The 23,113-nt window shown below is 62.4% G+C and carries 21 protein-coding genes; 10 read left to right on the forward strand and 11 right to left on the reverse strand.

Annotated elements, in window-relative coordinates; all coding sequences use genetic code 11:
• Positions 1–44: 44 nt before the first annotated feature.
• Positions 45–1,331, forward strand: a complete 1,287-nt coding sequence (locus NKH63_RS09300; protein WP_352481235.1) for a multidrug efflux MFS transporter — start codon at positions 45–47, stop codon at positions 1,329–1,331.
• A 53-nt stretch (positions 1,332–1,384) separates the two neighbouring features.
• A complete protein-coding gene (locus tag NKH63_RS09305; protein WP_352856128.1) occupies positions 1,385–1,756 on the forward strand; it encodes a DUF423 domain-containing protein in 372 nt (123 codons plus the stop codon).
• A gap of 50 nt (positions 1,757–1,806) precedes the next feature.
• Here the strand turns inward: NKH63_RS09305 and NKH63_RS09310 are convergent, their stop codons facing one another.
• Together NKH63_RS09310 and NKH63_RS09315 are read right to left on the reverse strand one after the other, a co-directional pair.
• Positions 1,807–1,950, reverse strand: coding sequence for a hypothetical protein (locus tag NKH63_RS09310; protein WP_352481237.1), 144 nt, complete (start codon positions 1,948–1,950; stop codon positions 1,807–1,809).
• Positions 1,951–2,014: 64 nt separating this feature from the next.
• Positions 2,015–2,158, reverse strand: a complete 144-nt coding sequence (locus NKH63_RS09315) for a hypothetical protein (protein ID WP_352481238.1) — start codon at positions 2,156–2,158, stop codon at positions 2,015–2,017.
• Between the two features lie 164 nt (positions 2,159–2,322).
• Between NKH63_RS09315 and NKH63_RS09320 the strand changes: the two genes are divergently transcribed.
• The gene (locus NKH63_RS09320; protein ID WP_352481239.1) at positions 2,323–3,405 is read left to right on the forward strand and encodes a LacI family DNA-binding transcriptional regulator; all 1,083 of its coding nucleotides are present in this window, start codon (positions 2,323–2,325) and stop codon (positions 3,403–3,405) included.
• Between the two features lie 24 nt (positions 3,406–3,429).
• Here NKH63_RS09320 and NKH63_RS09325 read toward each other — a convergent pair whose 3' ends face one another.
• The gene (locus tag NKH63_RS09325) at positions 3,430–4,605 is read right to left on the reverse strand and encodes an OpgC family protein (protein ID WP_352481240.1); all 1,176 of its coding nucleotides are present in this window, start codon (positions 4,603–4,605) and stop codon (positions 3,430–3,432) included.
• A gap of 216 nt (positions 4,606–4,821) precedes the next feature.
• Between NKH63_RS09325 and NKH63_RS09330 the strand changes: the two genes are divergently transcribed.
• Positions 4,822–5,496: an alpha/beta hydrolase gene (locus tag NKH63_RS09330; RefSeq protein ID WP_352481241.1), complete on the forward strand. Its 675-nt coding sequence runs from the start codon at positions 4,822–4,824 to the stop codon at positions 5,494–5,496.
• A gap of 9 nt (positions 5,497–5,505) precedes the next feature.
• Here the strand turns inward: NKH63_RS09330 and sthA are convergent, their stop codons facing one another.
• Positions 5,506–6,894, reverse strand: a complete 1,389-nt coding sequence (gene sthA / locus NKH63_RS09335) for a Si-specific NAD(P)(+) transhydrogenase (protein ID WP_352815982.1) — start codon at positions 6,892–6,894, stop codon at positions 5,506–5,508.
• Between the two features lie 209 nt (positions 6,895–7,103).
• Here sthA and NKH63_RS09340 point away from each other — a divergent pair, with 209 nt between their 5' ends.
• The 3 genes from NKH63_RS09340 (at position 7,104) to NKH63_RS09350 (ending at position 9,494) form a co-directional block, all read left to right on the forward strand.
• Complete coding sequence (locus NKH63_RS09340; protein ID WP_023674465.1) at positions 7,104–7,574, forward strand: RDD family protein; 471 nt, start codon at positions 7,104–7,106, stop codon at positions 7,572–7,574.
• A 136-nt stretch (positions 7,575–7,710) separates the two neighbouring features.
• A complete protein-coding gene (locus NKH63_RS09345; RefSeq protein WP_352621047.1) occupies positions 7,711–8,475 on the forward strand; it encodes an arginyltransferase in 765 nt (254 codons plus the stop codon).
• A gap of 122 nt (positions 8,476–8,597) precedes the next feature.
• Complete coding sequence (locus NKH63_RS09350; RefSeq protein WP_352640090.1) at positions 8,598–9,494, forward strand: DMT family transporter; 897 nt, start codon at positions 8,598–8,600, stop codon at positions 9,492–9,494.
• Here NKH63_RS09350 and NKH63_RS09355 read toward each other — a convergent pair.
• Together NKH63_RS09355 and parC are read right to left on the reverse strand one after the other, a co-directional pair.
• Positions 9,482–10,702 (reverse strand): AI-2E family transporter, encoded by a 1,221-nt coding sequence (locus NKH63_RS09355; protein WP_023717250.1) that lies wholly within the window; start codon positions 10,700–10,702, stop codon positions 9,482–9,484. The two genes, NKH63_RS09350 and NKH63_RS09355, sit on opposite strands and share 13 nt — an antisense overlap.
• Before the next feature lie 301 nt (positions 10,703–11,003).
• The gene (gene parC / locus NKH63_RS09360; RefSeq protein WP_352640049.1) at positions 11,004–13,256 is read right to left on the reverse strand and encodes a DNA topoisomerase IV subunit A; all 2,253 of its coding nucleotides are present in this window, start codon (positions 13,254–13,256) and stop codon (positions 11,004–11,006) included.
• Positions 13,257–13,622: 366 nt separating this feature from the next.
• Here parC and NKH63_RS09365 point away from each other — a divergent pair, with 366 nt between their 5' ends.
• Positions 13,623–14,816: an aq_1923 C-terminal domain gene (locus tag NKH63_RS09365; protein ID WP_352917828.1), complete on the forward strand. Its 1,194-nt coding sequence runs from the start codon at positions 13,623–13,625 to the stop codon at positions 14,814–14,816.
• An 80-nt stretch (positions 14,817–14,896) separates the two neighbouring features.
• Here NKH63_RS09365 and aspS read toward each other — a convergent pair whose 3' ends face one another.
• The 4 genes from aspS to NKH63_RS09385 all read right to left on the reverse strand — a co-directional run bounded on the left by aspS (position 14,897) and on the right by NKH63_RS09385 (position 19,953).
• Entirely contained in the window at positions 14,897–16,687 is a 1,791-nt protein-coding gene (gene aspS / locus NKH63_RS09370) for an aspartate--tRNA ligase (RefSeq protein ID WP_352481313.1), read from the reverse strand.
• A 212-nt stretch (positions 16,688–16,899) separates the two neighbouring features.
• Complete coding sequence (locus tag NKH63_RS09375; RefSeq protein ID WP_352495346.1) at positions 16,900–17,724, reverse strand: carbohydrate ABC transporter permease; 825 nt, start codon at positions 17,722–17,724, stop codon at positions 16,900–16,902.
• Between the two features lie 19 nt (positions 17,725–17,743).
• Positions 17,744–18,616, reverse strand: a complete 873-nt coding sequence (locus tag NKH63_RS09380; protein WP_352481315.1) for a carbohydrate ABC transporter permease — start codon at positions 18,614–18,616, stop codon at positions 17,744–17,746.
• Positions 18,617–18,684: 68 nt separating this feature from the next.
• Positions 18,685–19,953: an ABC transporter substrate-binding protein gene (locus NKH63_RS09385; protein ID WP_352917829.1), complete on the reverse strand. Its 1,269-nt coding sequence runs from the start codon at positions 19,951–19,953 to the stop codon at positions 18,685–18,687.
• Between the two features lie 252 nt (positions 19,954–20,205).
• Between NKH63_RS09385 and NKH63_RS09390 the strand changes: the two genes are divergently transcribed.
• Together NKH63_RS09390 and rnd are read left to right on the forward strand one after the other, a co-directional pair.
• Complete coding sequence (locus NKH63_RS09390) at positions 20,206–21,468, forward strand: MFS transporter (protein WP_023717242.1); 1,263 nt, start codon at positions 20,206–20,208, stop codon at positions 21,466–21,468.
• Between the two features lie 57 nt (positions 21,469–21,525).
• Complete coding sequence (gene rnd, locus NKH63_RS09395; protein ID WP_352917830.1) at positions 21,526–22,677, forward strand: ribonuclease D; 1,152 nt, start codon at positions 21,526–21,528, stop codon at positions 22,675–22,677.
• Positions 22,678–22,688: 11 nt separating this feature from the next.
• Here rnd and NKH63_RS09400 read toward each other — a convergent pair whose 3' ends face one another.
• Positions 22,689–23,108, reverse strand: a complete 420-nt coding sequence (locus NKH63_RS09400) for an MAPEG family protein (protein WP_023717240.1) — start codon at positions 23,106–23,108, stop codon at positions 22,689–22,691.
• Positions 23,109–23,113 lie beyond the last annotated feature (5 nt).

A 23,113-nucleotide genomic window follows, 5' to 3' on the forward strand; every position in this document is an offset into this window, starting at 1 on the left:
GACCAGCCTTGCGTCCATGACGGATACCAGTTTGGTATCCCAAAATGGTATCCGCAGCAACCCAACGACAGCAGTCTCTGACATGCCGCAAGACCGTGCAAGGCACGCATAACGTCCACTGGCGCCGCAATCTCGCCGTGTGTTTTGCCGGCTCGTTCAGCACGCTCGCAGCGATGACGCTGCTGTTGCCGTTCCTGCCGCTCTACGTCGAACAGCTGGGCGCCGAGGGCCATGCGGCGATCGTGCAGTGGTCGGGCATCGCCTACGGCGCCACTTTCCTTGCTGCCGCGCTGGTCGCACCCCTGTGGGGGCGGTTAGGCGACCGCTACGGCCGCAAACTGATGCTGGTGCGCGCCAGTTTCGGCATGGCGATGTGCATGTCGCTGACCGGCATGGTGCAGACTGTCTGGCAATTGGTGTTCTTGCGCCTGCTGATCGGCTTTGCCGGCGGCTATTCTTCGGGCTCGACCATCCTAGTTGCCATGCAGACGCCGAAGGATCGCTCCGGCTGGGCGCTGGGCGTGCTGTCGGCCGGAATCACGGCCGGTGCCCTGGTCGGCCCGCTGCTCGGCGGCGCGCTGCCGCCGCTGATTGGCATCCGCGCCACATTCCTGCTCGCCGGCGGCGTCATTTTCCTGGCCTTTCTGGCAACCACCTTGCTGATCAAGGAGGCCCCTCGCCCGGTTGCCGCCAAGGCCGCGTCAGAAGAAAAGGCGAAAGGCGGCTGGTCGCAAATTCCCGACAAGCGCCCCGTCGTCGCCATGCTGGCGACCGGGACGCTGTTGAGTTTCGCCACCATGTCGATCGAGCCGATCATCACCGTCTATGTCCAGCAGCTCATCGAAGATCCGAGCCAGGTCACGCTGGTCTCCGGCATCGTCATGTCGGCGGCAGCGCTCGGCGCCATCCTGTCGGCGTCGCGGCTCGGCAAGCTCGCCGACCGTATCGGCCACTGGAACGTCATCGTTGCCGCGCTCGCAGTCTCGGCGCTGCTCCTGATCCCGCAGGCCTTCGTCACGCAAGGCTGGCAGCTCGTCGGCCTGCGTTTCCTGATGGGCGTGGCGCTTGGCGGTCTTTTGCCCTGCGTCACCAGCGTCATCCGCCACAATGTGCCCGACGGCGTCGGCGGTAATGTGCTGGGCTTGTCGATCTCGGCGCAATATGTCGGTCAGGTCGCCGGACCGCTGCTCGGCGGCTTCGTTGGTGGCCATTTCGGCATGCGCGCGGTGTTTCTCGGCACATCCGTGCTGATGGCAGGCGGAGCGGCCTATAACTGGCTGGTCCAGTCGCGCCGCGAACGCGACATGCTGGCGGAAGCCGGCAAATCCTGACACGGTTCGCAGCGCTATCTCAGGCGGTCGCCAGCAATTACGGAGGCGTGGAAATGAGCACGGATGAACACGCGGCAGGCGGCCGCATTCTGATATTTGCCGGCGGCCTATGCGGCGCAACCGGCGTGGTGCTTTCGGCGGCGTCGGCACATCTCGGCGGCGCTTTCGTCGGCACGGCCGCGTCCTTCCTGCTCATGCATGCGCCGGTCTTCTTTGTCGTCGGGCTGCTCGGAGGAAATATCATCCTGCGAAGCGGAAGCCTCATCCTCCTCGTCGGGCTTCTGCTGTTCTCGGGAGATCTCCTCGCTCGCGACTTCCTTGGCTCGCGGCTGTTCCCGATGTCGGCGCCGATCGGCGGCACCTTGCTGATCGGCGGCTGGCTGGTGATGGCCGCCTCGGCGCTGGTGCGTCCGCGCCGCCATTGATGCGGCAACCAATGGCGGCGCCCTCGATCCACGAGCTCTGTCTTGCCAGCTCAGTCTCGCGGACGTTCGGGCCGAACTTGGCCGTCGCGTTTGGTCGTCTTGACCACACGCCGTCGCTCCGGCCGTTCGGTGGCCGGCGAGATGCCCCAATAATTGCGATAGATGTCTTCGAACAGATGCTTGATCGGGTGCATGGCTTAATCTCCTCTAGCTTATTTGAATCGATCCAATCAGCAGGCGCAAAAAATACGCTGCCGATCAGCTCCGCTTGCGTCGCGTCAGGAAACGCAGGTCGCGAATCCACGGACCGGTCCTGTCGCGCCGCTTCCGGGCCTCCGCGCTGGAGCGGATGCTCCAGTCGTTCCGGTAAATGTCCTCGAACAGATAATTGACGGGGTGCATGGCACTCTCCTCTTGTATCGATCCAACCTGCGGACGAAAGCGCGCTTGGATCGATTCAAAGAATACGCGCCGCACCATAAATGGCAAGCAAAAATTTGAATCGATCCAAGGAAGGTGTTAGGTAATCGGCGATACTGTTGGACCGGAGTCCCGGAGACAAACACATGGCATCACTCACCGAAGGCAGCAGGAGGCCCATCCGGCTGGCCGACATCGCCAAAGCCGCGGGCGTATCACACGGCACTGCCTCCAATGTCTTCAGCCGTCCCGAAATCGTGCGCGAGGAAGTCCGCGAGCGGGTCAAGGCGGCGGCCGAGGCGCTGGGCTATGCCGGCCCCGATCCCAAGGGCCGCCTGCTGCGTGCCGGCAAGGTCAATGCGATCGGCGTCGCCACCACCGAGCCGCTGTCCTATTTCTTTGACGACCCCTTTGCCCGCGTGATGATGGCCGGCATTTCGGAGGCCTGCGACGCCACCGGCGCGGGAATTGCTCTGGTGTCGGCTGGCAACGAGGAAAAACTTGCCTGGAACATCCAGAGCGCCCTGGTCGACGGCTTCATCCTGTTCTGCATCGAGGGCGGTCCGCGTCTCGTCGAGCTGACGCGCGAACGAAAGCTGCCCTTCGTTGCGCTCGAGTTCGGCTCGCAGGACGACACGGTCTCGGCGATCAGTATCGACAATGTTGCCGGCGGCCGGCTCGCGGCGCACCATCTGGCGGTACTTGGACATCGCCGCTTCGCCGTGTTGTCGCTGGCCTTCGCCGACGACAGCACCGGTCTTGTCTCGCCCGAGCAGGTCCGGACAGCGTCGTATACCGGAACCCGTGACCGCCTCCTCGGCTATTTCGAAGAGCTTTCCAGGTTCGGTGTCGACACCGCCAAGGTGCCGGTCTACGAGACCGAAAACGACAAGCCGAGCACAAGGGCTGGTCTCGAAACCATCTTCGCCTCGGCGGAACCGCCGACCGCCATCCTGGCGATGTCGGACCGGATCGCAATGGTGGCATTGGAATGGCTCAACGCACGGGGCATCGCGGTTCCCCGCGATGTTTCCGTCGTCGGCTTCGACGGCGTGCCTGAAGCCGCAATTTGCGAGCCTCCGCTCACCACCATCGCCCAGCCGATCGCCGAGATCGGCCGCCGGGCAGCGCGAAGAATCCTCGACTTCGACGGCACGGTGCGGCGAGAAACGCTCGACGTCGAACTTGTCGTCAGGGCATCGTCCGGACCGCCGCCGAGCATAGCTTGAGGCCGGCAGATCGAGCGTCCAGGTTTATCGGTTCGCTTGCGCGGCCATCGGCCCAATTTCAAAGGACGAGCGGGCCGCCTCGTTGCGGACCGGCTTGCCCTTTCCGGACCAGCCGATGGCAGACAGCCACTCCAGATAGAAGGCGAGCGCGAACTGCATGGCGATGCCGGCGGCGAGCAGCAGACTGTCATAGGCAATGCCGCCCGGGTTGATCAGCTTCATCACTTGCGCCGCCATGGCAATCACCGTTCCGGCAATGAAAACCGGCAACGAGCGTTTGCCCAATATGGCGAGCGGATTGTCACGACCGGTGCGGAACAGGTTCGAGACGGAAGGCAAGGCGACGACCAGGTAGCTCATCGCCAGGATGTGCAGCAGTCGCGGCAACGACAGGAATGTCTTGTCGAAACCGGTCAGCACCACCGGCAGGTCGAGCCATGACACATGCCCCCACAGCGGGCTGTGCACCCAGACGAGCGCCGTGAGCACATAGGCGGCGGCGGCGCCGACCAGCCAGAGATTGACCGGGATGGTGCCGCCGCGCCGCACATGCAACACGCTGGCCATGCCGATATTGAACAGCAATTGCCATGACAGCGGATTGAGGAACCAGAACCCGGGCTCCGGGTAGTTCGGTGGCGCGATCTGGTAGATTCCGGCAAGCAGCCAAAGGGCTGCGGATACGGCAAGCGCCGCCAGTGGCCGATAGCTGATGAACAGCAGGAAGGCCGGCGCCATCAACAGCAGCGCTGCATAGACCGGCAGTATGTTGTTGTAACCGAGTTGATGGCCGAGCGTGACGATGCCGACCAGGACTTGTGGCGGGTTTCTGACGAGCGGCTCGATGTTGATCAGCGTCAGAAGGTCCGGCCGTTTCGCAAACACCGCCGCCGCGCAGAAGATAGCCATGACCACCATCGTCGTGACGATGTGGGTGACATAGAGCACGCCGGCGCGGCGCCACATTTTCAACGTTGCAATCAGCCGGTTTCCCGGCTGGAATTTGGTGCCGTAGGCGAGAGCGACGGACATGCCGGAGATCAGCACGAAGGCCTCGGCCGCATCCGAAAACCCGAAATTCTTGTAGGTCAGGGTTTCGAAAACGGTGCCCGGCACATGGTCGATGAATATGGTCAGGAGGGCGAGAGCCCGGAACACGTCAATACGCGTATCGCGTTCCGGCGAAACTGGCATGGTCATCGATAAAAGGCCTTAAAGCTGGTTGTTCATGCCGGCATGCGACCACCCGGGCGACCACCCGGCGCACACTGCTTCGATCCCTCCCGCGGGGGATTATATCGGCAAAGAAACGGACTGAAATGCGCCCGGTTCAATCAACTTTCGCGGAGCTTGAAAATATTTCGTTTTGAAGCCGGCAAATTAACGAAAGTAACGCGAAATCAAAAGGATGTGACTATGGCCGAGGAGAGCCTCGAAGACGGTATTTTGCAGGAAAATTCAGGCTTTTTCTACCGGCTCCATCGACCCGCCAATTTACCCGGTGACTGGCTGTTCCTGCAGCATGGATCGGGAGTCGATGAGACGACCTTGCTGCCGCTTGGTCGGCAAATCGCGCCGCATGCGGCGCTGGTTGCGGTCCGTGGCCGCATCCCTCAGGAGGGCGGGTTCCGCTGGTTCACGCGAATCACCCCGACGCGTTTCGAACAGGCGAGCATCCGTGCGGAGGCGGACGCATTCGCGGGCTTCGTCGACGGCATCGCGAAGCGCCACCGCTTCGATCTCAGCCGCGCGACCTTTGTCGGTTATTCGAACGGCGCCAATCTGGTCTCAAGCGTCATGCTGCTGCATCCGGGCCTGATCGAGCGCGCCGCATTGCTGCGTCCGATGCCGGTGCTTGACGAGGTGCCGCCGGCCGACCTGTCGAAGGCGCGGGCGTTGATCATCGCCGGCGCCGCCGACCTGACCTATGCGCCATTCGCGGCGGTGTTGGCCGCCCTGCTGAGTTCGCATGGCGCCAAGGTCGAGACCCACACCATTGCCTCCGGCCATGAAATCGGCGATCCGGACGCCGAGATCGTCAGGCAATGGCTGGCGGATCCTGCGGTCGCCGTTGCATCGTCAGATCGATGAGCCTCGAAGCTATCCTCGCCCCATGCGGTTCCAGGCGTCCAGCCCGGCGATCTTGTAGGCTTCGGCCAGCGTCGGATAGTTGAAGGTGTTGTTGACGAAGAAGTCGACGGTGCCGCCGAGATTGATGACCGCCTGGCCAATGTGGATGAGTTCGGTCGCGCCCTCGCCGACGATATGGGCGCCGAGCAGACGGCGTGTTTCGATCGAGAACAGAAGCTTCAGGAAGCCGGTATTGACGCCCATGATGTGGCCGCGCGATGTCTCGCGAAACCGCGCCACGCCGACCTCGTAGGCAGCACCACTCTCGCGCACCTGCTCCTCCGACTGGCCGACGGTGGAGATTTCCGGCACGGCGTAGATGCCGTAGGGAAAGGTTTCGGGCGGCGGCGGCAAGGGCACGCCGAACGCATGGCAGGCGGCCACCCTGCCCTGTTCCATCGAGGTCGAGGCCAGGCTCGGAAAACCGATGACGTCGCCGGCGGCATAGATGTTGGGCGCGCTGGTCTGGAAGGTCTGCGGATCGACCTTGATGCGGCCCCTGGAATCGGACTCGATGCCGACCGCTTCCAAGCCCAGGCTGCCGACATTGCCGGTACGCCCGGCAGCATAAAGCACCATCTCGGAACGTATGGTGCGGCCGTCTGCCAGCATCACCTCGGCATAATCGGGTTTGGAGGCGATCTCCTTGACGGCGCTGCCCAAGCGGATGGTCATGCCGCGGTCGCGCATCTGATGGATGAAGTCGTCGACGATCTCGCGGTCGACGAAATCCAACATGGTATTGCGCGGCTCGACCAGCGTCACCGGAACGTCGAGCGCCGAAAAGATCGTCGCATATTCGACGCCGATGACGCCGGCGCCGATCACCGTCAGCGTGCGCGGCAGCCGGTCGAGCTCCAGCATCTCGTCGCTGTCGAAAATCCGTGTTTTGTCGAACGGCACGTCGCGCGGCCGGTGCGGCCGGGTGCCGACCGCGATCAGTGCATGGGCGAAGCCAACCTCGCTGTAGTCGCCGGTGTCGGTGGTCAGGCTCACCTTGTTGGGGCCAAGGAATTTTACCGCGGCGCGAGCGCTCTTGACCGTGTTGCGCATGAACTGGTGCTGCAGCACCTCGACCTCGTGGTCGAGCGTCTTGTGCAGGCGCTCGACCAGATCGCCGACCGAAATGTCCTGCTTGACCCGGTAGCCGCGTCCATAAAAGCCGCGCTCACGCCAGCCCGAGAGGTTGAGCACCGTCTCGCGCAACGTCTTCGACGGTATGGTGCCAGTGTGTACCGACACGCCGCCAAGACGACGACCTCTGTCGACCACCAGCACCGACTTGCCGAGCTTGGCCGACTGCACCGCGGCGCGGCGCCCGGATGGGCCGCTGCCGATGACCAGCATGTCGTAGTCCATGTCGCCCCGTCCCCTCGGCTCGGCACGTTTTGTTGCGCCGCAGCAAGCTAACGCTATCCGCGCCATGAATTCAACAAGTCAGACGGCGCCGGGCACACCGTCACCATCTACGGTGGCGAATGGCTCGATCTTGATTCCACCGCGAACCTTCACCATTTCATCAATACGCGGCCCGTGCATTAACCCGGGTTCGATTACGAGGAAATGACATGAACGCTCGCGTTCTCGACGGCGAAATCATCACCAGCAGGCTCGAAGACGTTCGCGCCTATGAGGGCGTGCGCACGCGGCGCATTCTCGCCTTCGTCATCGATTATTTCATCGTCGCGCTGCTCACTATTCCATTCGCGATCCTGGTGTTCTTGTTCGGGCTGTTGACGCTCGGCCTCGGCTGGATGCTGTTTTCCATTCTCGTGCCGGCCGTCGCGATCCTCTACATCTGGAACACGCTCGGCAGTAAAGATCAGGCCACCACCGGCATGAAGATGATGGGCATCCGGCTCGACCGGCTAGACGGCAGCCGCATCGACGGGTTGACCGCCGTCGTCCATTCGGTGTTGTTTTGGGCCGGCAATGTCATCCTCTCGCCGCTGGTCCTGCTGGTGAGCCTGTTTTCCGACCGCAAGCGCACGCTGCACGACCTGCTGCTCGGCACGGTCGTCAGCCGCAGCGGCCGCTGAGCGGCTTTGAAGCGCGGCCGCGGCCTTTGCGCGCAAAAGTGAAGACGTCCAATCACCCAGGCTTTCACAATCCTGTTGAATTTTTCGGCGTCCGCGCCAAAGGTAGAGCGATTCGCAGGAGTGTTTCCAAGGCTCGATGACGCAGCACCCGACCCAGTCGCCACAGTTCTTTCTGACCGCGCCCTCGCCGTGTCCCTATCTCGAGGGGCAGTTCGAGCGCAAGGTGTTCACTCACCTGGTCGGCGACAAGGCCCCCGAGATGAACGATCTGTTGACGCAGGGCGGTTTCAGGCGGTCGCAGAACATCGCCTACAGGCCGGCCTGCGAGACCTGCCGCGCCTGCGTGTCGGTGCGCATCCTGGCGCAGGAATTCACGGCCAGCCGCAACATGAAACGCGTCATACAGCATAATTCGGATCTGGTCGGCGCCATGCACGACGCCGAACCCTCCACCGAGCAGTATTCGCTGTTCCGCAGCTATCTCGACGCCCGCCACCGCCGTGGCGGCATGTCCGACATGACCGTGCTCGACTACGCCATGATGGTCGAGGATACCCATGTCGACACCAAGGTCATCGAATACCGTCGCCGCGGACCTGATAGCTTCATCACCGGCAAGGGCCAGGGCGAACTGATCGCCGTGGCCCTCACCGACAAGATGGCCGATGGCCTGTCGATGGTCTATTCCTACTTCAACCCGGACTTCGAGGACCGTTCCCTCGGCACCTTCATGATCCTCGACCACATCGCCCGCGCCAGGGCGATGGGGCTGCCCCATGTCTACCTGGGCTACTGGGTCAACGGCTCGCGCAAGATGAATTATAAGATGCGCTTCCAGCCGCAGGAGCATCTCGGCCCGAAAGGCTGGGAACGCTACAATCACGAAGCGGTTTTGCGCTGATTTCCGCTTTCGGTATTCACCCTTAAATTGTTTCGAGGAGGATGCCGCTGGACTTCCGGCCGATCGGCTGGAAGACCGGGTGGGTCAATTTGCGCCTCCAGGCCTATCGCGAGAATTGCTGCATGTCTTCCCACAACGACCACCAGAGAGGCCTTCTGATCACCGCCATCGGCGGGTTGACGCTGACCGTCGACATTCCGCTGATCCGGCTCGCCGACGGCGAGGCATGGACGATCCTGCTCTTGCGCACCGGCACGACCTTCGTCGCCACGCTCGTCATCTGGGCCATCTGGCGCTCGCTGAGCGCAAAGGCACCGCAGCTTATCCCGGGCTGGTCAGGGCTCATCGTTGCCGCCCTCTACGGACTCGGCTCGATCGCCTTCATCACCGGCGTCTACAACACCTCGACCGCCAACCTCGTTTTCATCCTGGCCTTCACCACCATGTTCGCGGCCCTTTTGTCGTGGCTATTCCTGAAGGAGAGGCCACAGCCCCTGACGGTCGCAGCGCTGACATTGATGATCGCCGGCGTCGTGATGATTGTCGGTGATTCCGTCGGAACCGGGCATCTCTTCGGCGACCTGATGGCACTATGCTCCGCCTTCATGATCGCCGCGGCCATCACCATCTCGCGCGCCAGCGGCAAGGATATGGGCTTCACCGCGCTGATCGGAGTCGTGCTGCCACTGGCCATCGCCGCCCTGATGGTTTCCAAGGTGGGTTTTCACGTCAACGCACCGTGGTGGATCGTCTTCAACGGCGCCGTCATCATGCCGATCTCGTTCTTCTGCCTCGCCAACGGTCCGAAATACATTTCCGGGCCGGAAGTGGCGATGTTCTACCTGTTAGAAACCGTGCTGGCGCCGGTCTGGGTGTGGATGATCTTCGCCGAGACCCCGTCGCGCAACAGCCTGATCGGCGGCACGATCCTCATCGTCACCTTGATCGGCCATTCGCTCTGGCAGTTGCACGAGGGGCGTAAGCGCCGCGCCACGCTCGCCGTCAGTCACCCGGCCTGATTCTTTTTCGCGGCGGCGCGTTCGGCGACAATTTCGATCTGCGGCGGTGCATCTTCCTGCTCCGCCGGTTCGGCGGCAGCGAGTTCATCGGTCAGTTCCACCTCGCGCAGCCATTCGCGCCAGATCGCGACCAGCAGGGCCATCAGCACCGGGCCGATGAACAGGCCGAGAAAACCCATTGTCTTGACGCCGCCGATCAGGCCGAAGAAAGTCGGCAGGAAGGGCAGCTTTATCGGTCCGCCAACCAGCTTCGGGCGCAATGTCTTGTCGACGACGAAGAGTTCGACGGCGCCCCAGATGAACAGCGCCAGCCCGGCCATCGGCGAGCCGCTGGCGGCGAGGTAAATCGAGACCAGCGTGAACGACAGCGGCGCGCCGCCGGGGATCAGCGCCATGATGCCGGTCAGTGCGCCGAGCGTCACCGGCGACGGCACGCCGGCCAACCAGTAAGCGATGCCCAGCACCAGCCCTTCGCCGATGGCGATAACGGTCATGCCGGTGACGGTGGAGGAGATCGTCGCCGGCACCACGCGTGAGATCCGTTCCCATCTGGCCGGCAGGATGCGTTCGCCGAGGCGATCGACCTGCCCGGCGAAATGCTCGCCGTCGCGATAGGCGAAGAACAGCGCGATCATCATGAACAGCAGCGTCAGCAAAAGGCCGAAGGCGCTGCCGCCGGCGGCAAGCACGCCGCGATAGATGCTGCCGATATTGGCGCCGCTGATCAGCTGGATCAGTTCGCCGATACCGCCTGGGTGGCCAACGTTGACCGTCCATTGTTCATTGAGCCATTCGCCTACCACAGGCAGCGTGGCGATCCAGTGCGGCGTCGGCGCGCCGTAGCGGTTGGTCTCGATCGCCCAGCCGACCCATTCGCGCACCTCGTTGATGGCATAGGTGCCGGCAAGCGCGATCGGCACCACCAGGAAGGTCAGGATGAACAGGATCGCAAGCGTCGCGGCAATCGTGCGGTTGCCGCCGACGCCGGCGAGCAGCCGCCGATAGAGCGGCCAGCTGGCGAAAGCGATAACCAGGGCGGCAAGGACCGGGAACAGGAAGCCGTGGAAGAAATAAACTCCGGCGGCGACGATCAGCACCAGGAGCCAGCGCGCCGCCGACAGCGGCGGAATGACAGCGGCCCTGAGCGGCGTCGACAGGCCAAACAGGCGCTGCTGCCGCTCCGGCTTCTGGATCCTGACTTCCTTCAAGCGACTACCTCCCCAACGCCCCGTGTCGTCCAGATGCGTTATCCCCGCGCTTTCCCATGGCGAAGCCTATGCACTGATATAGTGCAGCAATCGTGACGGCATTCCAATTTGGTCGAAAGGAGCCCGAAACAAAAAACCCGCCTTGGCGGGCGGGTCGTCGGTGCGAATCAGCACCATAGCGAAATTAGTAGCATAGCTGCCGGCACAAAGCAAGAACAAAATGCGCCGCCAGGCGCGAAAACACGAATTCCCTTTCACCACCTCGCCTGACCGCCCCCGAAAGGTCACGCTCCTTCGCGCGCTACCCGAACTTGCCCGTGCGCGGGAACCCCTTCGGCACCATGCGACCGGCCGAGGCGCGGGCGCCGATCCATTCGGCAAGCTCGTCACGCGATTTGGTGAAGGTGCGATCTGCCGAATCCTGCCAGGATAGGCCGCTTGCGAGCGTGAAGGTCTTGAGGTCGAGGACACCGCCATCCTTGTATTTCTGGAGGCGCACGCCCTTGCCGCGTCCCATCTCCGGGATCTCGGCCAGCGGAAACACAAGCATCTTGCGGTTCTCGCCGACAATGGCGAGATGGTCGCCGGCGACGCTCACGCAGCGCTGGGCCTCGTCGGGCGCCTTGACGTTCATCACCTGCTTGCCCTTGCGGGTGTTGGCGACGACCTCCTCTTCCGGCACGATGAAACCGTTGCCGTCATGCGAAACCAGCAGCAGCTTGCGCTTGGGGTCATGGACGAAGGCGGTGACGATATCCTGGTCGTTGTCCATGTCGACGATGATGCGGATCGGCTCACCATGGCCACGCCCGCCCGGCAGCCGGTCGGCGCCGATCGTGTAGAACTTGCCGCCGGTGGTGAAGACCAGCACCTTGTCGGTCGTCTGAGCGTGGAAGGCGAGCTTGAGGCTGTCGCCTTCCTTGAAGGTCAGGGCCGAATGGTCGGTCAGATGACCTTTCATGGCCCGCAGCCAGCCTTTTTCCGAAACGACGACGGTGACCGGCTCGCGCTCGATCATGGCATGGGCGATATCGGTCAGGTCATGTTCGGGCGCGTCCGCGAACTCGGTCCGGCGCTTGCCGATCTCGGTCTCGGGCCCGTATTTCTGGCGAACATTGGCGACTTCCCACTTGATCGTCGCCCACTGCTTGGCGTCGGACGCAAGCAATGCCTCGATCTGCTTCTTCTCGCCGGTCAGGCCGTTGAATTCCTCGCGGATCTCGAATTCCTCGAGCTTGCGCAGCGCCCTCAGCCGCATGTTGAGGATGGCTTCGGCCTGCGTGTCGGTGAGTGACCAGCGGGCCATCATCACCTGCTTGGGCTCGTCCTCCTCGCGGATGATCCTGATCACCTCGTCGATGTTGAGATAGGCGATCAGATAGCCGGCGAGGATCTCCAGCCGCCTCTCGATCTCGCCGAGACGGTGCTTGGAGCGGCGGATCAAGACGTCGCGGCGGTGCTCCAGCCATTCCTTGAGCACGCCTTTCAGCGACAGCACGTTCGGTACCTTGCCGCGCGACAACACGTTCATGTTGAGCGGAAAGCGGCTTTCGAGCTCGGTCAGCTTGAATAGCGATTCCATCATGATGCCGGGATCGACCGAGCGGCTCTTCGGCACCAGCACAACGCGGATGTCCTCGGCGCTCTCGTCGCGGATATCCTCGAGCAACGGAAGCTTGCGCGCCATCAAGAGCTCGGCGATCTTTTCGATCAGCCTGGCCTTCTGGACGCCGTAGGGGATCTCGGTGACGACTATGTTCCAGGTGCCCCTGCCCTGGTCCTCCTGGCTCCATTTCGCCCTGACGCGAAAGCCGCCGCGTCCCGTTTCGTAGGCTTCGAGGATCGAGGCTCGGCTGTCGACGATGATGCCGCCGGTCGGGAAATCCGGACCTTGCACGAAGTCCATCAGCTTGGTGACGGGTGCATCCGGATGATCGATCAGGTGAAGCGCGGCGTCGCAAAGCTCGGCCGCATTGTGCGGGGGGATCGAGGTCGCCATGCCGACGGCGATACCGGACGAGCCGTTGGCGAGCAGATTCGGGAAGGCGCCGGGCAGCACGGCCGGCTCCTCGTCTTCCTCGTTGTAGGTCGGGCGGAAATCGACCGCGTCCTCGGTGATGCCTTCCAGCAGCAGCGTCGACACGTCGGTCATGCGCGCTTCGGTGTAGCGCATGGCGGCGGCGTTATCGCCGTCGATATTGCCGAAATTGCCCTGCCCGTCGACCAGCGGGTAGCGCATCGAAAAATCCTGCGCCAACCGCACCAATGCGTCGTAGATCGACTGGTCGCCATGTGGATGGAACTTGCCCATCACCTCGCCGACGATGCGGGCGCATTTGGCAAAGCCCTGGTCGGGGTTGAGCCGCAACAAGCGCATGGCATGCATTATGCGGCGATGCACCGGCTTCAACCCGTCGCGCACGTCCGGCAGCGCCCGGTGCATGATGGTCGACAGCGCGTAGGCGAGATAGCGCTCTTCCAGCGCCTTCTTCAGATCGACCGGCTCGATATTGTCGCCGCCGCCAGTTTCAGGCGGCAAAAGCCTTTTTCCCATGGGCTGGCACTAGCCGAGCGGGTGATTCGCGGCAAGAGGCGCCGGCATACGTCCTCCTAAAGCGCGTCGCGTTCGACCGGCCTTATGCGCGCGCTTTAGGTCCTTGTTTGATCCATGTCGCGCAAAACCGCTGCACACTTTTGCGCGACCTGCATTGTGCAACAGGAATTGGAAGCGTCGCGACGCCGGCCAACATCAATCCGTTACATCCGGCTTCTATCGCAAGCCTGATGGATCGGGTTTGCCTTTGGCCGCGATTTTCGACCATTGTGCCGAGGCCCGCCTTTTTCCGGTCCAGTTCGTCGCTGAATGGTGACGACGCGACGATTTGAAAAGAATTTCAGGACACTCTCAGGGGAGCTCTCGATGACGATCAGACACTCGACACTTATTAAAAGACTGGCTTTTTCCACCTTTTTGCTGACGCTGCCGCTGAATGCGGCGTTCGCGCAGGATACCGCGGTTGCCGACGGGCTGAAGGCTGCCCTCGCCGCCCAGGGCGTCGACCTCTCCTGGACCGGAGTAACCGGCGACACCTCCAGCATGGTTCTGCAAGGCGTAGCGGTCAAACCGGCGGCCGAAAAGGAGGCGCTCAAGATCGGCGACGTCAAGCTCGAAGGCGTGACCGAAGCCAATGGCGGCTATCAAATCGCGACCGTATCGACTTCGCCGTTCGAACACAGCGAAGATGGCGTCACGCTCAATCTCAGCCCCTTCGTCATCCACGACATGACGGTTCCGGCCGAAGGCGCAAGCGGCCCGCTGGGCTCGCTGATGATGTACAAATCGGCCGAGCTCGACAACATGACCGTCAAGGTCGCCGACAAGACTGCCTTCTCGATGGACGGGCTTGCCATCGCAATCACGCCGCCGGCCGACGGCAAGGCCATGGCGTTCTCCGGCACCACGGAAAAGTTCACTGCCGACCTGACGCTGGTCGAAGATCCGAAGTCCAAGGAAGTCATCAACGCACTCGGCTACCAGAACATATCGGGCAATCTTGAGATGGAAGGCACCTGGCAGCCTACCGACGGCAAGATGGATTTGTCGAAATACGAAATTTCGGTCGACAATGCCGGCACACTCGGCATGACCTTCAATCTCGGCGGCTACACGCTGGATGTCATCAAATCGATGCAGGAGATGCAGAAGAAGATGGCAGCTCAGCCTGAAGGCGCCGACAATTCGGCGCAAGGCATGGCCATGCTCGGGCTGCTGCAGCAGCTATCGTTCAACAGCGCCTCGATCCGCTTCGACGACGATTCGCTGACCAAGAAGGTGCTCGATTATGCCGGCAAGCAGCAAGGCATGTCCGGCAAGGACATTGCCAACCAGGCCAAGGCGATCGTGCCATTCGGCATGGCGCAGCTCAACAATCCGGAACTGACGGCGCAGGTTTCGGCCGCGGTCAACAAGTTCCTCGACGATCCGCAGAGCATCGAGGTCTCGGCCGAGCCGCCGGCAGCGGTGCCGTTCGCGCTGATCATGGCGGGCGCCATGTCCAACCCGCTCGACCTGCCGAAAACGCTTGGCGTGACGGTTACCGCGAACGAAGACTGACCGAGACAGCCTTCAAGCAAAAAGCCCGGCAGCGATGCCGGGCTTTTTTATGAATCCACAGGACCGGTTCGGAGCGTTTCCTAAACCTCTTTCTTCGTTGCCACGACGCGCAGCGACAATTCGCGAAGCTGCTGCGGACTGGCTTCCGACGGGGCGTTCATCAACAGGTCATAGGCCTGCTGGTTCATCGGGAACATGGTCACTTCGCGCAGGTTCCTGGCACCGACCAGAAGCATGACGACGCGGTCGATGCCGGCCGCCATGCCGCCATGCGGCGGCGCGCCATACTGGAAGGCACGGTAAAGGCCGCCGAAGCGTTCCTCGACGGTTGCGCGGTCCAGCCCGACCGTTTCGAACGCCTTGACCATGGTTTCGGGCAGATGATTGCGAATGCCGCCTGAGGCGATCTCGAAACCGTTGCAGACCATGTCGTACTGGAACGCCTTGATGCCGAGCAGATCTTCGCCGTTAAGCGCATCGATGCCACCTTGCGGCATCGAGAACGGATTGTGCGCGAAGTCGATCTTCTTCTCCTCCTCGTTCCATTCGAAGAACGGGAAGTCGACAATCCAGCACAATTCGAAGCGATCACGGTCGACAAGGTTGAGCTCCTCGCCGGCGCGGGTGCGCGCCGCACCCGCGAAGGAGACGAATTTCTTCGGGTCGCCGGCGACGAAGAAAGCGGCATCGCCATCGGCAAGGCCGAGCTGGAGGCGAATCGCCTCGGTGCGCTCCTCGCCGATGTTCTTGGCCAGCGGCCCGGCGCCTTCAAGCTTCTCGCCCTCCTTGCGCCAGAAGATGTAACCGAGGCCGGGCTGGCCCTCGCCTTGCGCCCATGAGTTCATGCGGTCGCAGAAGGCGCGCGAACCGCCGGTCTTGGCCGGAATGGCCCAGACCTCGGCCTTCGGATCGTTGGCAAGGATGTTGGCAAATACCTTGAAGCCGGAATCGCGAAAATGATCGGAGACGGCCTGCATCTCGATCGGGTTGCGCAGGTCCGGCTTGTCGGTGCCGTATTTGCGCATCGCGACATCATAGGCGATGCGCGGAAACTTCTGCGTCACCGGCTTTCCGGCGGCAAAGGTCTCGAAAACGCCTCGCATCACCGGCTCCATGGTGGTGAACACGTCCTCCTGCTCGACGAAGCTCATCTCCACGTCGAGCTGGTAGAATTCACCCGGCAGACGGTCGGCGCGCGGGTCCTCGTCGCGGAAGCACGGCGCAATCTGGAAGTAGCGGTCGAATCCGGACACCATGATCAGCTGCTTATACTGCTGCGGTGCCTGCGGCAGCGCGTAGAAAGTGCCGGGGTGGATGCGCGACGGCACCAGAAAGTCGCGCGCCCCTTCCGGCGACGAGGCGGTCAGGATCGGCGTCGAGAATTCGGTGAAGCCGACCTCGCCCATCAGCTTGCGCATCTCGGCGATGATTTTCGTCCGCGCGACGATATTCTTGTGCAGCGTATCGCGGCGCAGGTCGAGGAAGCGGTATTTGAGGCGGATGTCCTCCGGATAATCCGGCTCGCCGAAGACCGGCAGCGGCAATTCCCTGGCCGCCGACAGCACCTCGATCTCGCGCGCAAAAATCTCGATCTCGCCGGTCGGCAAATTAGGGTTCACGGTGTCGGCGAGGCGCGCCTTGACCTCGCCATCGACGCGGACGACCCATTCACCGCGCAGGGTCTCGGCGATCTTGAAGGCCGGCGAATCCGGATCGGCGACGATCTGAGTCAGGCCGTAATGGTCGCGCAAATCGATGAACAGCAGGCCGCCATGGTCGCGCACGCGATGCACCCAGCCCGACAGGCGGACGGAAGAGCCGACGTCGCTCTTCCTCAACTGGGCACAGGTATGGCTGCGGTAACGATGCATTGTCATTGCTAGGTCCGGATGTTGGTTGCGGCCAAAGCACGATGGCCCGGCCTGAAAATTTGCGCGAAAAGCACATGAGAGTGTGCATTTGTCAAGGCAAGCGGCGCCCGGGACGAGTTCGCGTTCTTCCCGCCCCTGTCCCACCGGCATCAATTTATGCCAGAGGCGTTAATCCGAGTTCGCTGCTCTGTCCAGCAGTTCAATTATGCACCTCATCCCTTGACCCCGCCTGCGGTGAGGCCGGAGATGATCTTGCGCTGGAAGATCAGGACGAGGATGACGAGCGGCACGGTGACGATCACCGATGCGGCCATGATGTTGCCCCACGGGATCTCGAACTGCGAGCTGCCGGAGAGCAGCGCGATGGCGACCGGCACGGTTCGCTGCTCGTTGTTGGAGGTAAACGTAAGCGCGAACAGAAATTCGTTCCACGCACCGATGAAGGCGAGAAGCCCGGTGGTCGCCAGCGCCGGCCACATCAGCGGCAGGAAAACGCGGCTGATGATGATCCAGGGCGTGGCGCCGTCGAGGATCGCCGCTTCCTCCAGCTCGATCGGCAGGTCGCGAACGAAGGCGGTGAGCACCCAGACGGTGAACGGCAAGGTGAAGATCATATAGGACAAGATCAGCGCGAACGGCGAATTGTAGAGGCCGAAGGCCCGGATCAGCTCGAAAAGCCCGGCAAGCACCGCCAATTGCGGGAACATAGAGACGGACAGGATAATGAGGAGCAGAGCCGAGCGGCCGCGGAAGCGGATGCGCGCCAGGGCATAGGCGGCGGTGACGCCGAGGAACAGCGAAATGACGACAACGGCGCTCGAGATGAACAGCGAGTTCACGAGGTTGCGCAGGAAGGTCCCTTCGGTGAAAACGGTCTTGTAATTGCTGAAGGTAATCGTCTTCGGCCAATAGTCGATCTGGAAGAGCGCCGTCCCTGATTTCAGGCTGGTGACGATGGCGTAGTAAAACGGGAATACCGCGACGACGACAATAACGGCGACGAGGAGGTAGAAAGCCGTGCGCTTGACGATCCACATGGTCAGCAGCCCCACATGATCAATAGTCCTTGTCCAGTCTTATCCGGCCGAGCCACAGAACGAGCATGGTCAGCAGAGCGAGGATGAGGAAGAGCAGCGTCGAGGCGGCGGAGCCGTAGGCAAACTTGTCGAACTCAAACAGGCTCTCGCGGGCAAACACCGACATCGACTTGGTGTGGATATTGTTTGGCGTGAGCACGTAGATCAGGTCGAAGATGCGCAGCGCATCGAGACCGCGGAAGATCATGGCCACCATCAACGCCGGCCGGATGAGCGGCAAGGTGATCTTCCAGAAAACTTTCCATGCGCCGACGCCGTCGAGCTTGGCGACCTCATAGATTTCTTGTGGAAGCATCTGGAGGCCGGCGAGAATGAGAAGCGCCATGAACGGGGTCGCCTTCCAGATGTCGACAATGAGGATGGCGACCATGGCAGTGTCGGCGCTGGCCGTCCAGGCTATCTTGGTGCCGATCAGGCCGAGCTTGAGAAGGACGTCGTTGATGATGCCGAACTGGTCATTGAGCATCCACTGCCACATTTTCGCCGAGACGATCGTCGGGATGGCCCAAGGGATTAGAATCGCGGCGCGTACGATGCCGCGGCCGCGAAACTTGGTGTTGAGCACCAGCGCGACGATCATGCCGAGCACCGTCTCGCAGGTTACCGAAATCACCGCGAAGCGCACCGTATTCCAGACGGCGCGCCACCAGACCGGATCGGCGAGCAGCCCGTCATAGATGACGCGGCCGCTCGGCATTTGCAGGACGGAGAAATAGTTGGCGAAGCCAACCCAGCGGCGGGCTTCGAGGTCGGCGAGCGAGGCATCGGTGAAGCCGAAATAGATCGTGCGCATCAACGGCCAGCCGGCAACGGCGGCGAGCACGATGAGCATCGGGGCAAGCAGCAGCCATGCCGAGCGCACACGCTGACGCGCCAGCAGCGAGCCTGAGCGCGGCGAGGTCACCAGGCGGTGCCCTTGAGCCTGGTCAAGGAGAACTCCAGATCGGCAAGGTTGTCGGCGGCCGTGCCCTCGCCGGACATGGTGTTGTGGACGGCGGTCCAGAACTCGCTCGATGCCTCATTGTACCTGGTCTTGGCCTGGGCCGAGGGACGCGGCACCGCGTTGAGGACAACTTCCTTCCAGCGCGGGATAACCGGCTGGGCGCTGGCGATGTCGGCATCGTCATAGAGCGCCTGAATGGTCGGCAGATATGCCCCCTTCAAGGCGCGGTACTTCTGCATCTGAGGCGAAGCGATCCATTTGACCAGCTCGACGGCTGCGGCCGGGTTCTTCGAATATTTGGAAACCGCAAGATTCCAGCCGCCAAGCGTTGCTGCCGGGCGGGCGCCCTCACCCGACCCGGACGGCAGCGTCGTCACCTCGAACTTGCCCCTGATGGGGGAGCTTTCGCTGTTGCCAAGCGCATAGGCGTAGGGCCAGTTGCGCATGAAGACGGCGTTGCCGGTCTGCCAGACACCGCGCGACTCTTCTTCCTGATAGGCCAGAATGCCGGGAGGCGAGATGGTTCCCACCCAGCTCCTCGCCATTTCCAGCGCCGCGGCTGCTTGCGGGTTATTGATGGAGATCGTGCCGTCCGGCTCGATGATCTGACCACCGCCGTTCGACTTCACCCATTCGAGTGCATCGCAGGTCAGTCCCTCATAGGCGTTGCCCTGGAAAACGAAGCCCCACATGTCCTTGTTGCCGCCCTCGCGTTCCTTGTCCATGACAAGCTTGGCAGTATCGGCAAGCTCGGCCCAGCTGGTCGGGACCTTGGCGCCGTATTTGTCGAGGAGATCCTTGCGGTAATAGAGCGCCGGAGCGTCGGTGAATATCGGCAAGGCGACGAGCTTGCCGTCGACGGTCTGCGATTTGATGATCGATGGGAAATGAGCGCCGACGACATCCTTGGTCGCCGCGGTCAGGTCGACGAGCTGCTTTGCAAGCTGGGGAGCCCAGATGACGTCCGTCTGATAGACGTCGACGTCGCTGTTTCCAGCCGCAAGCCAGAGCCTGTATTGACTAAACTGATCGGTCCCCGAGGGCGGCACCGGAACCACGCTAACCTTGTTGCCGGTCTTCTTCTCGTATTGATCGAGTATCTCGCGAAGGATTCTCTGGCCGTTGCCGGTATCGCCCGACACCATGGCGAGGTCGACAGCCCGCGCCGGCCCGGCCGCCAGAACTGCGGCCACGGCAAATCCAGCAAATGCGGGATGAAACTTCATGATGACGGATCTCCCTTTGGAGCTTCAGGCAGCAGCAGAAACGGACGTCGATGCCCGACACCGTCCTCAGCACCACCAGCACTGAACTACAAAGATACGCCTTGGGTTCCCAACACGGAGCATCCGGCGCGACGCGGTAGCGCAAGTTCCCAAGGCAGCCTATGGCCCTGCCTGGCCCCAACGCCTCCGGGAATTGCCGCTGGCATTGGCGAAGGCGATGGTTCAAGAAGGATCAACGACAGGCTTTCCTTCATGTCCTCCATCCGCCCGCTGATTCCGCTCCTGATCGCCGCCGGCATCCTGCTCGGCGGCAACGGCCTGCAGAGCACTTTGATTGCGCTGCGTGGTGCGCAGGAGGGTTTTCCCGCTTCCTCTATCGGCCTGATGGGCACGTTCTATTTCGCCGGCTTTTTGCTCGGCTGCCTTGCCGTCACCCGCATCATGAAGTCCGTCGGCCATGTGCGCGCCTTTTCCGCGCTGGCGGCGATCGCCTCGGCGGGAACGCTGCTGCTGGTGCTGGTCATCGATCCGGTGATGTGGTGCGCCGTGCGCTTTGCCGGCGGGTTCTGCTTTGCCGGCCTGTTCACCATCATGGAAGCCTGGCTGAATTCCGGCGTCACCAACACCGACCGGGCGCGGGTGCTTGCCATTTACCGCATGGTCGACATCGGTTCGGTGACGGGCGCCCAATTCCTGATCCCGATCTTCGGCGCCGGCGGCTTTGCCATCTTCGCCATCATGTCGATGATGATCACCGTGTCGCTGGTGCCGGTTTCGCTCGGCGACCGCTCCAACCCGACGCCGCCGGAAGACGTCAAACTCGATTTGGCACGCGTCTGGCGCATCTCGCCGCTTGGCTGCTTCGGCTGCATCGCCGTCGGCGTGACCAACAGCGCCTTCCGCACCCTGTCGCCGGTCTATGCCGAGCAGATCGGCATGTCGGTCGCCGACGTCGTCACCTTCGTCAGCGTCGGCATTTTCGGCGGCGCCATCATCCAATATCCGCTTGGCTATCTCTCCGACCGCTGGGACCGGCGCTCGGTGCTGCTGATGACGACGTGCTGTGCGATGGTGGCGGCACTGGCGCTGGCGTTCGTGGCAGGCGGCAGCCCGTTCCTCAACTTCCTGCTCGTCTTTATCTTCGGCTGCTTTGCCATGCCGCTCTATTCGTTGTCGGCGGCGCATTCCAACGACCGCGCCGACAAGGGCGAGTTTGTGCTGATCAACGCAGCCTTGATGCTGTTTTATTCCTTCGGCGCCATTGGCGGCCCCTTCGCAGCCTCGACGGTGATGCAATATTTCGGGCCGAGCGCGCTGTTCGTGTTCAGCGCCACCGTCTATGCGATCTTCGTGGCGGTCATCCTTTTCCGGATGCGGGCGCGCTCTGCTGTGCCGGCGAGCCATCGCAGCCGTTTTACGGCGCTGTTGCGCACATCGACGGTTTTTGCCCGGTTGGCGAAGCGGAATGCCGATCCCGATGAACCCGCAAAGCCCGATAAAGGTGCTTGCGCTTGACGAAAGCGCGCGCGGCTGAAATTGAAAGAGACCCTATCCCTTGCCAAAAGCGATTTGATGCACGTCATCACCACCCAGAACGAACTCGAGACCGTTGTTGCCGCTTTCGAAAAGGCGGAATTCGTCACCGTCGATACTGAATTCATTCGCGAAACGACCTTCTGGCCGATCCTGTGCCTGATCCAGATGGCAGCGCCCGGGGTGACGGCGCTGATCGATCCGCTGTCGCCCGACATCGACCTGAAACCGTTCTTCAGGCTGATGGCCAACGAGGCGATCGTCAAAGTCTTCCATGCGGCGCGACAGGACATCGAAATCATTGTGCATCTCGGCGATCTGGTGCCGCATCCGGTGTTCGACACCCAGGTCGCGGCGATGGTCTGCGGCTTCGGCGACAGCGTCTCCTACGACCAGCTGGTGCAGCGCATCACCGGCGCGCGGCTCGACAAGTCGTCGCGTTTCACCGACTGGCGCCATCGTCCGCTGTCCGAAAAGCAGCTCGACTACGCGCTCGCCGACGTCACCCATCTGATCGAAGTCTACAAGCACCTCAGCGCCGAGTTGGTGCGGGAAAACCGCGCCCACTGGCTGAACGAGGAGATGGACGTGCTGACCTCGCGCGAGACCTACGATCCGCATCCCGAGGATGCCTGGAAGCGGCTCAAGATGCGGCTGCGCAAGCCACAGGAACTGGCGATCGTGCAGGCGGTGGCCGCCTGGCGCGAACGCGAAGCGCGCGAGCGCGACGTGCCCCGCGGCCGGGTGCTCAAGGACGATGCGATCTACGAAGTAGCGCAGCAGGCGCCGCGCGATACGGCGGCGCTGAGCAAGCTGCGTACCACGCCGAAGGGCTGGGAGCGCTCGTCGACGGCGACGGCACTGCTTGGCGCAGTCAACGCTGCCCTGGCGCTGCCCAGGGAAGAGATGCCGAAGCTGCCGAAGAGCTTCCAGCCGCCGGAGGGGTCGAGCGCCGCGGCGGAGTTGCTGAAGGTGCTGCTGCGGATCGTTGCCGAAAAGGAAGGTGTCGCATCGAAGGTACTCGCCTCCAGTGACGACATCGATCGCATCGCTGCAGAGGGCGAGGACGCCGATGTGCCGGCATTGCAAGGCTGGCGGCGCGCCGTCTTTGGCGAGGCCGCGCTCAGGCTGGTGCGCGGTGAACTCGCGATCAGGTTCGACAAGCGCAAGATCGCGGTGTTCGATTTGTAGCTTGAGCTTGCTCAGACCAAGCCGAGCAGATGCAGCGCCAGCCATATCCAGCCAAGTGCGAGAACTACCGCGCCCACGTAGAATGCCCTGCTGCGCAGGATTAGCCGATTGCTGGTCAAGTGGACCGATGCGTGAAGATAGCGGGAGACCACAAAGATCCACATCAGCGCCAAGGTCAGATAATTGACGCCATTGGTCACGTGCAGCGTCAGGCATAAGACGTAGAAAAGCACCGGCAGTTCGAACTGGTTGCTCAGATTGTTGGCGACGGTGATGCTGGAACCAGGCTCCGTCGAGCGCGTCTTGAACTGGCCGGTCTTGGCTTCGCCCGACCTGACCGCACCATAGCGGCGCCGGCCCATTACGACATAGACGATATAGACCAGCAGCACCTGCGCCAGCATCGGCCAGAAGATCGCGGTCTGGTTCAAGACGC

Origin of the sequence: Mesorhizobium sp. M0960 (assembly GCF_040319055.1) — a bacterium.
In the GTDB taxonomy this organism is placed as follows: domain Bacteria; phylum Pseudomonadota; class Alphaproteobacteria; order Rhizobiales; family Rhizobiaceae; genus Mesorhizobium.

Excerpts from the sequence above, each read along its gene's own strand:
- NKH63_RS09340 (WP_023674465.1), top strand. The coding sequence starts at position 7,104 with ATGAACGCTCGCGTTCTCGACGGCGAAATCATCACCAGCAGGCTCGAA.
- NKH63_RS09350 (WP_352640090.1), top strand. The coding sequence starts at position 8,598 with ATGTCTTCCCACAACGACCACCAGAGAGGCCTTCTGATCACCGCCATC.
- NKH63_RS09385 (WP_352917829.1), bottom strand. The coding sequence starts at position 19,953 with ATGAAGTTTCATCCCGCATTTGCTGGATTTGCCGTGGCCGCAGTTCTG.
- parC (WP_352640049.1), bottom strand. The coding sequence starts at position 13,256 with ATGGGAAAAAGGCTTTTGCCGCCTGAAACTGGCGGCGGCGACAATATC.
- NKH63_RS09380 (WP_352481315.1), bottom strand. The coding sequence starts at position 18,616 with ATGCTCATCGTGCTCGCCGCCGTTGCCGGCTGGCCGTTGATGCGCACG.
- NKH63_RS09390 (WP_023717242.1), top strand. The coding sequence starts at position 20,206 with ATGTCCTCCATCCGCCCGCTGATTCCGCTCCTGATCGCCGCCGGCATC.
- NKH63_RS09375 (WP_352495346.1), bottom strand. The coding sequence starts at position 17,724 with ATGTGGATCGTCAAGCGCACGGCTTTCTACCTCCTCGTCGCCGTTATT.
- rnd (WP_352917830.1), top strand. The coding sequence starts at position 21,526 with ATGCACGTCATCACCACCCAGAACGAACTCGAGACCGTTGTTGCCGCT.
- NKH63_RS09310 (WP_352481237.1), bottom strand. The coding sequence starts at position 1,950 with ATGCACCCGATCAAGCATCTGTTCGAAGACATCTATCGCAATTATTGG.
- aspS (WP_352481313.1), bottom strand. The coding sequence starts at position 16,687 with ATGCATCGTTACCGCAGCCATACCTGTGCCCAGTTGAGGAAGAGCGAC.
- NKH63_RS09315 (WP_352481238.1), bottom strand. The coding sequence starts at position 2,158 with ATGCACCCCGTCAATTATCTGTTCGAGGACATTTACCGGAACGACTGG.
- NKH63_RS09325 (WP_352481240.1), bottom strand. The coding sequence starts at position 4,605 with ATGACCATGCCAGTTTCGCCGGAACGCGATACGCGTATTGACGTGTTC.
- NKH63_RS09305 (WP_352856128.1), top strand. The coding sequence starts at position 1,385 with ATGAGCACGGATGAACACGCGGCAGGCGGCCGCATTCTGATATTTGCC.
- NKH63_RS09300 (WP_352481235.1), top strand. The coding sequence starts at position 45 with ATGGTATCCGCAGCAACCCAACGACAGCAGTCTCTGACATGCCGCAAG.
- NKH63_RS09345 (WP_352621047.1), top strand. The coding sequence starts at position 7,711 with ATGACGCAGCACCCGACCCAGTCGCCACAGTTCTTTCTGACCGCGCCC.
- NKH63_RS09320 (WP_352481239.1), top strand. The coding sequence starts at position 2,323 with ATGGCATCACTCACCGAAGGCAGCAGGAGGCCCATCCGGCTGGCCGAC.
- NKH63_RS09330 (WP_352481241.1), top strand. The coding sequence starts at position 4,822 with ATGGCCGAGGAGAGCCTCGAAGACGGTATTTTGCAGGAAAATTCAGGC.
- NKH63_RS09365 (WP_352917828.1), top strand. The coding sequence starts at position 13,623 with ATGACGATCAGACACTCGACACTTATTAAAAGACTGGCTTTTTCCACC.
- sthA (WP_352815982.1), bottom strand. The coding sequence starts at position 6,894 with ATGGACTACGACATGCTGGTCATCGGCAGCGGCCCATCCGGGCGCCGC.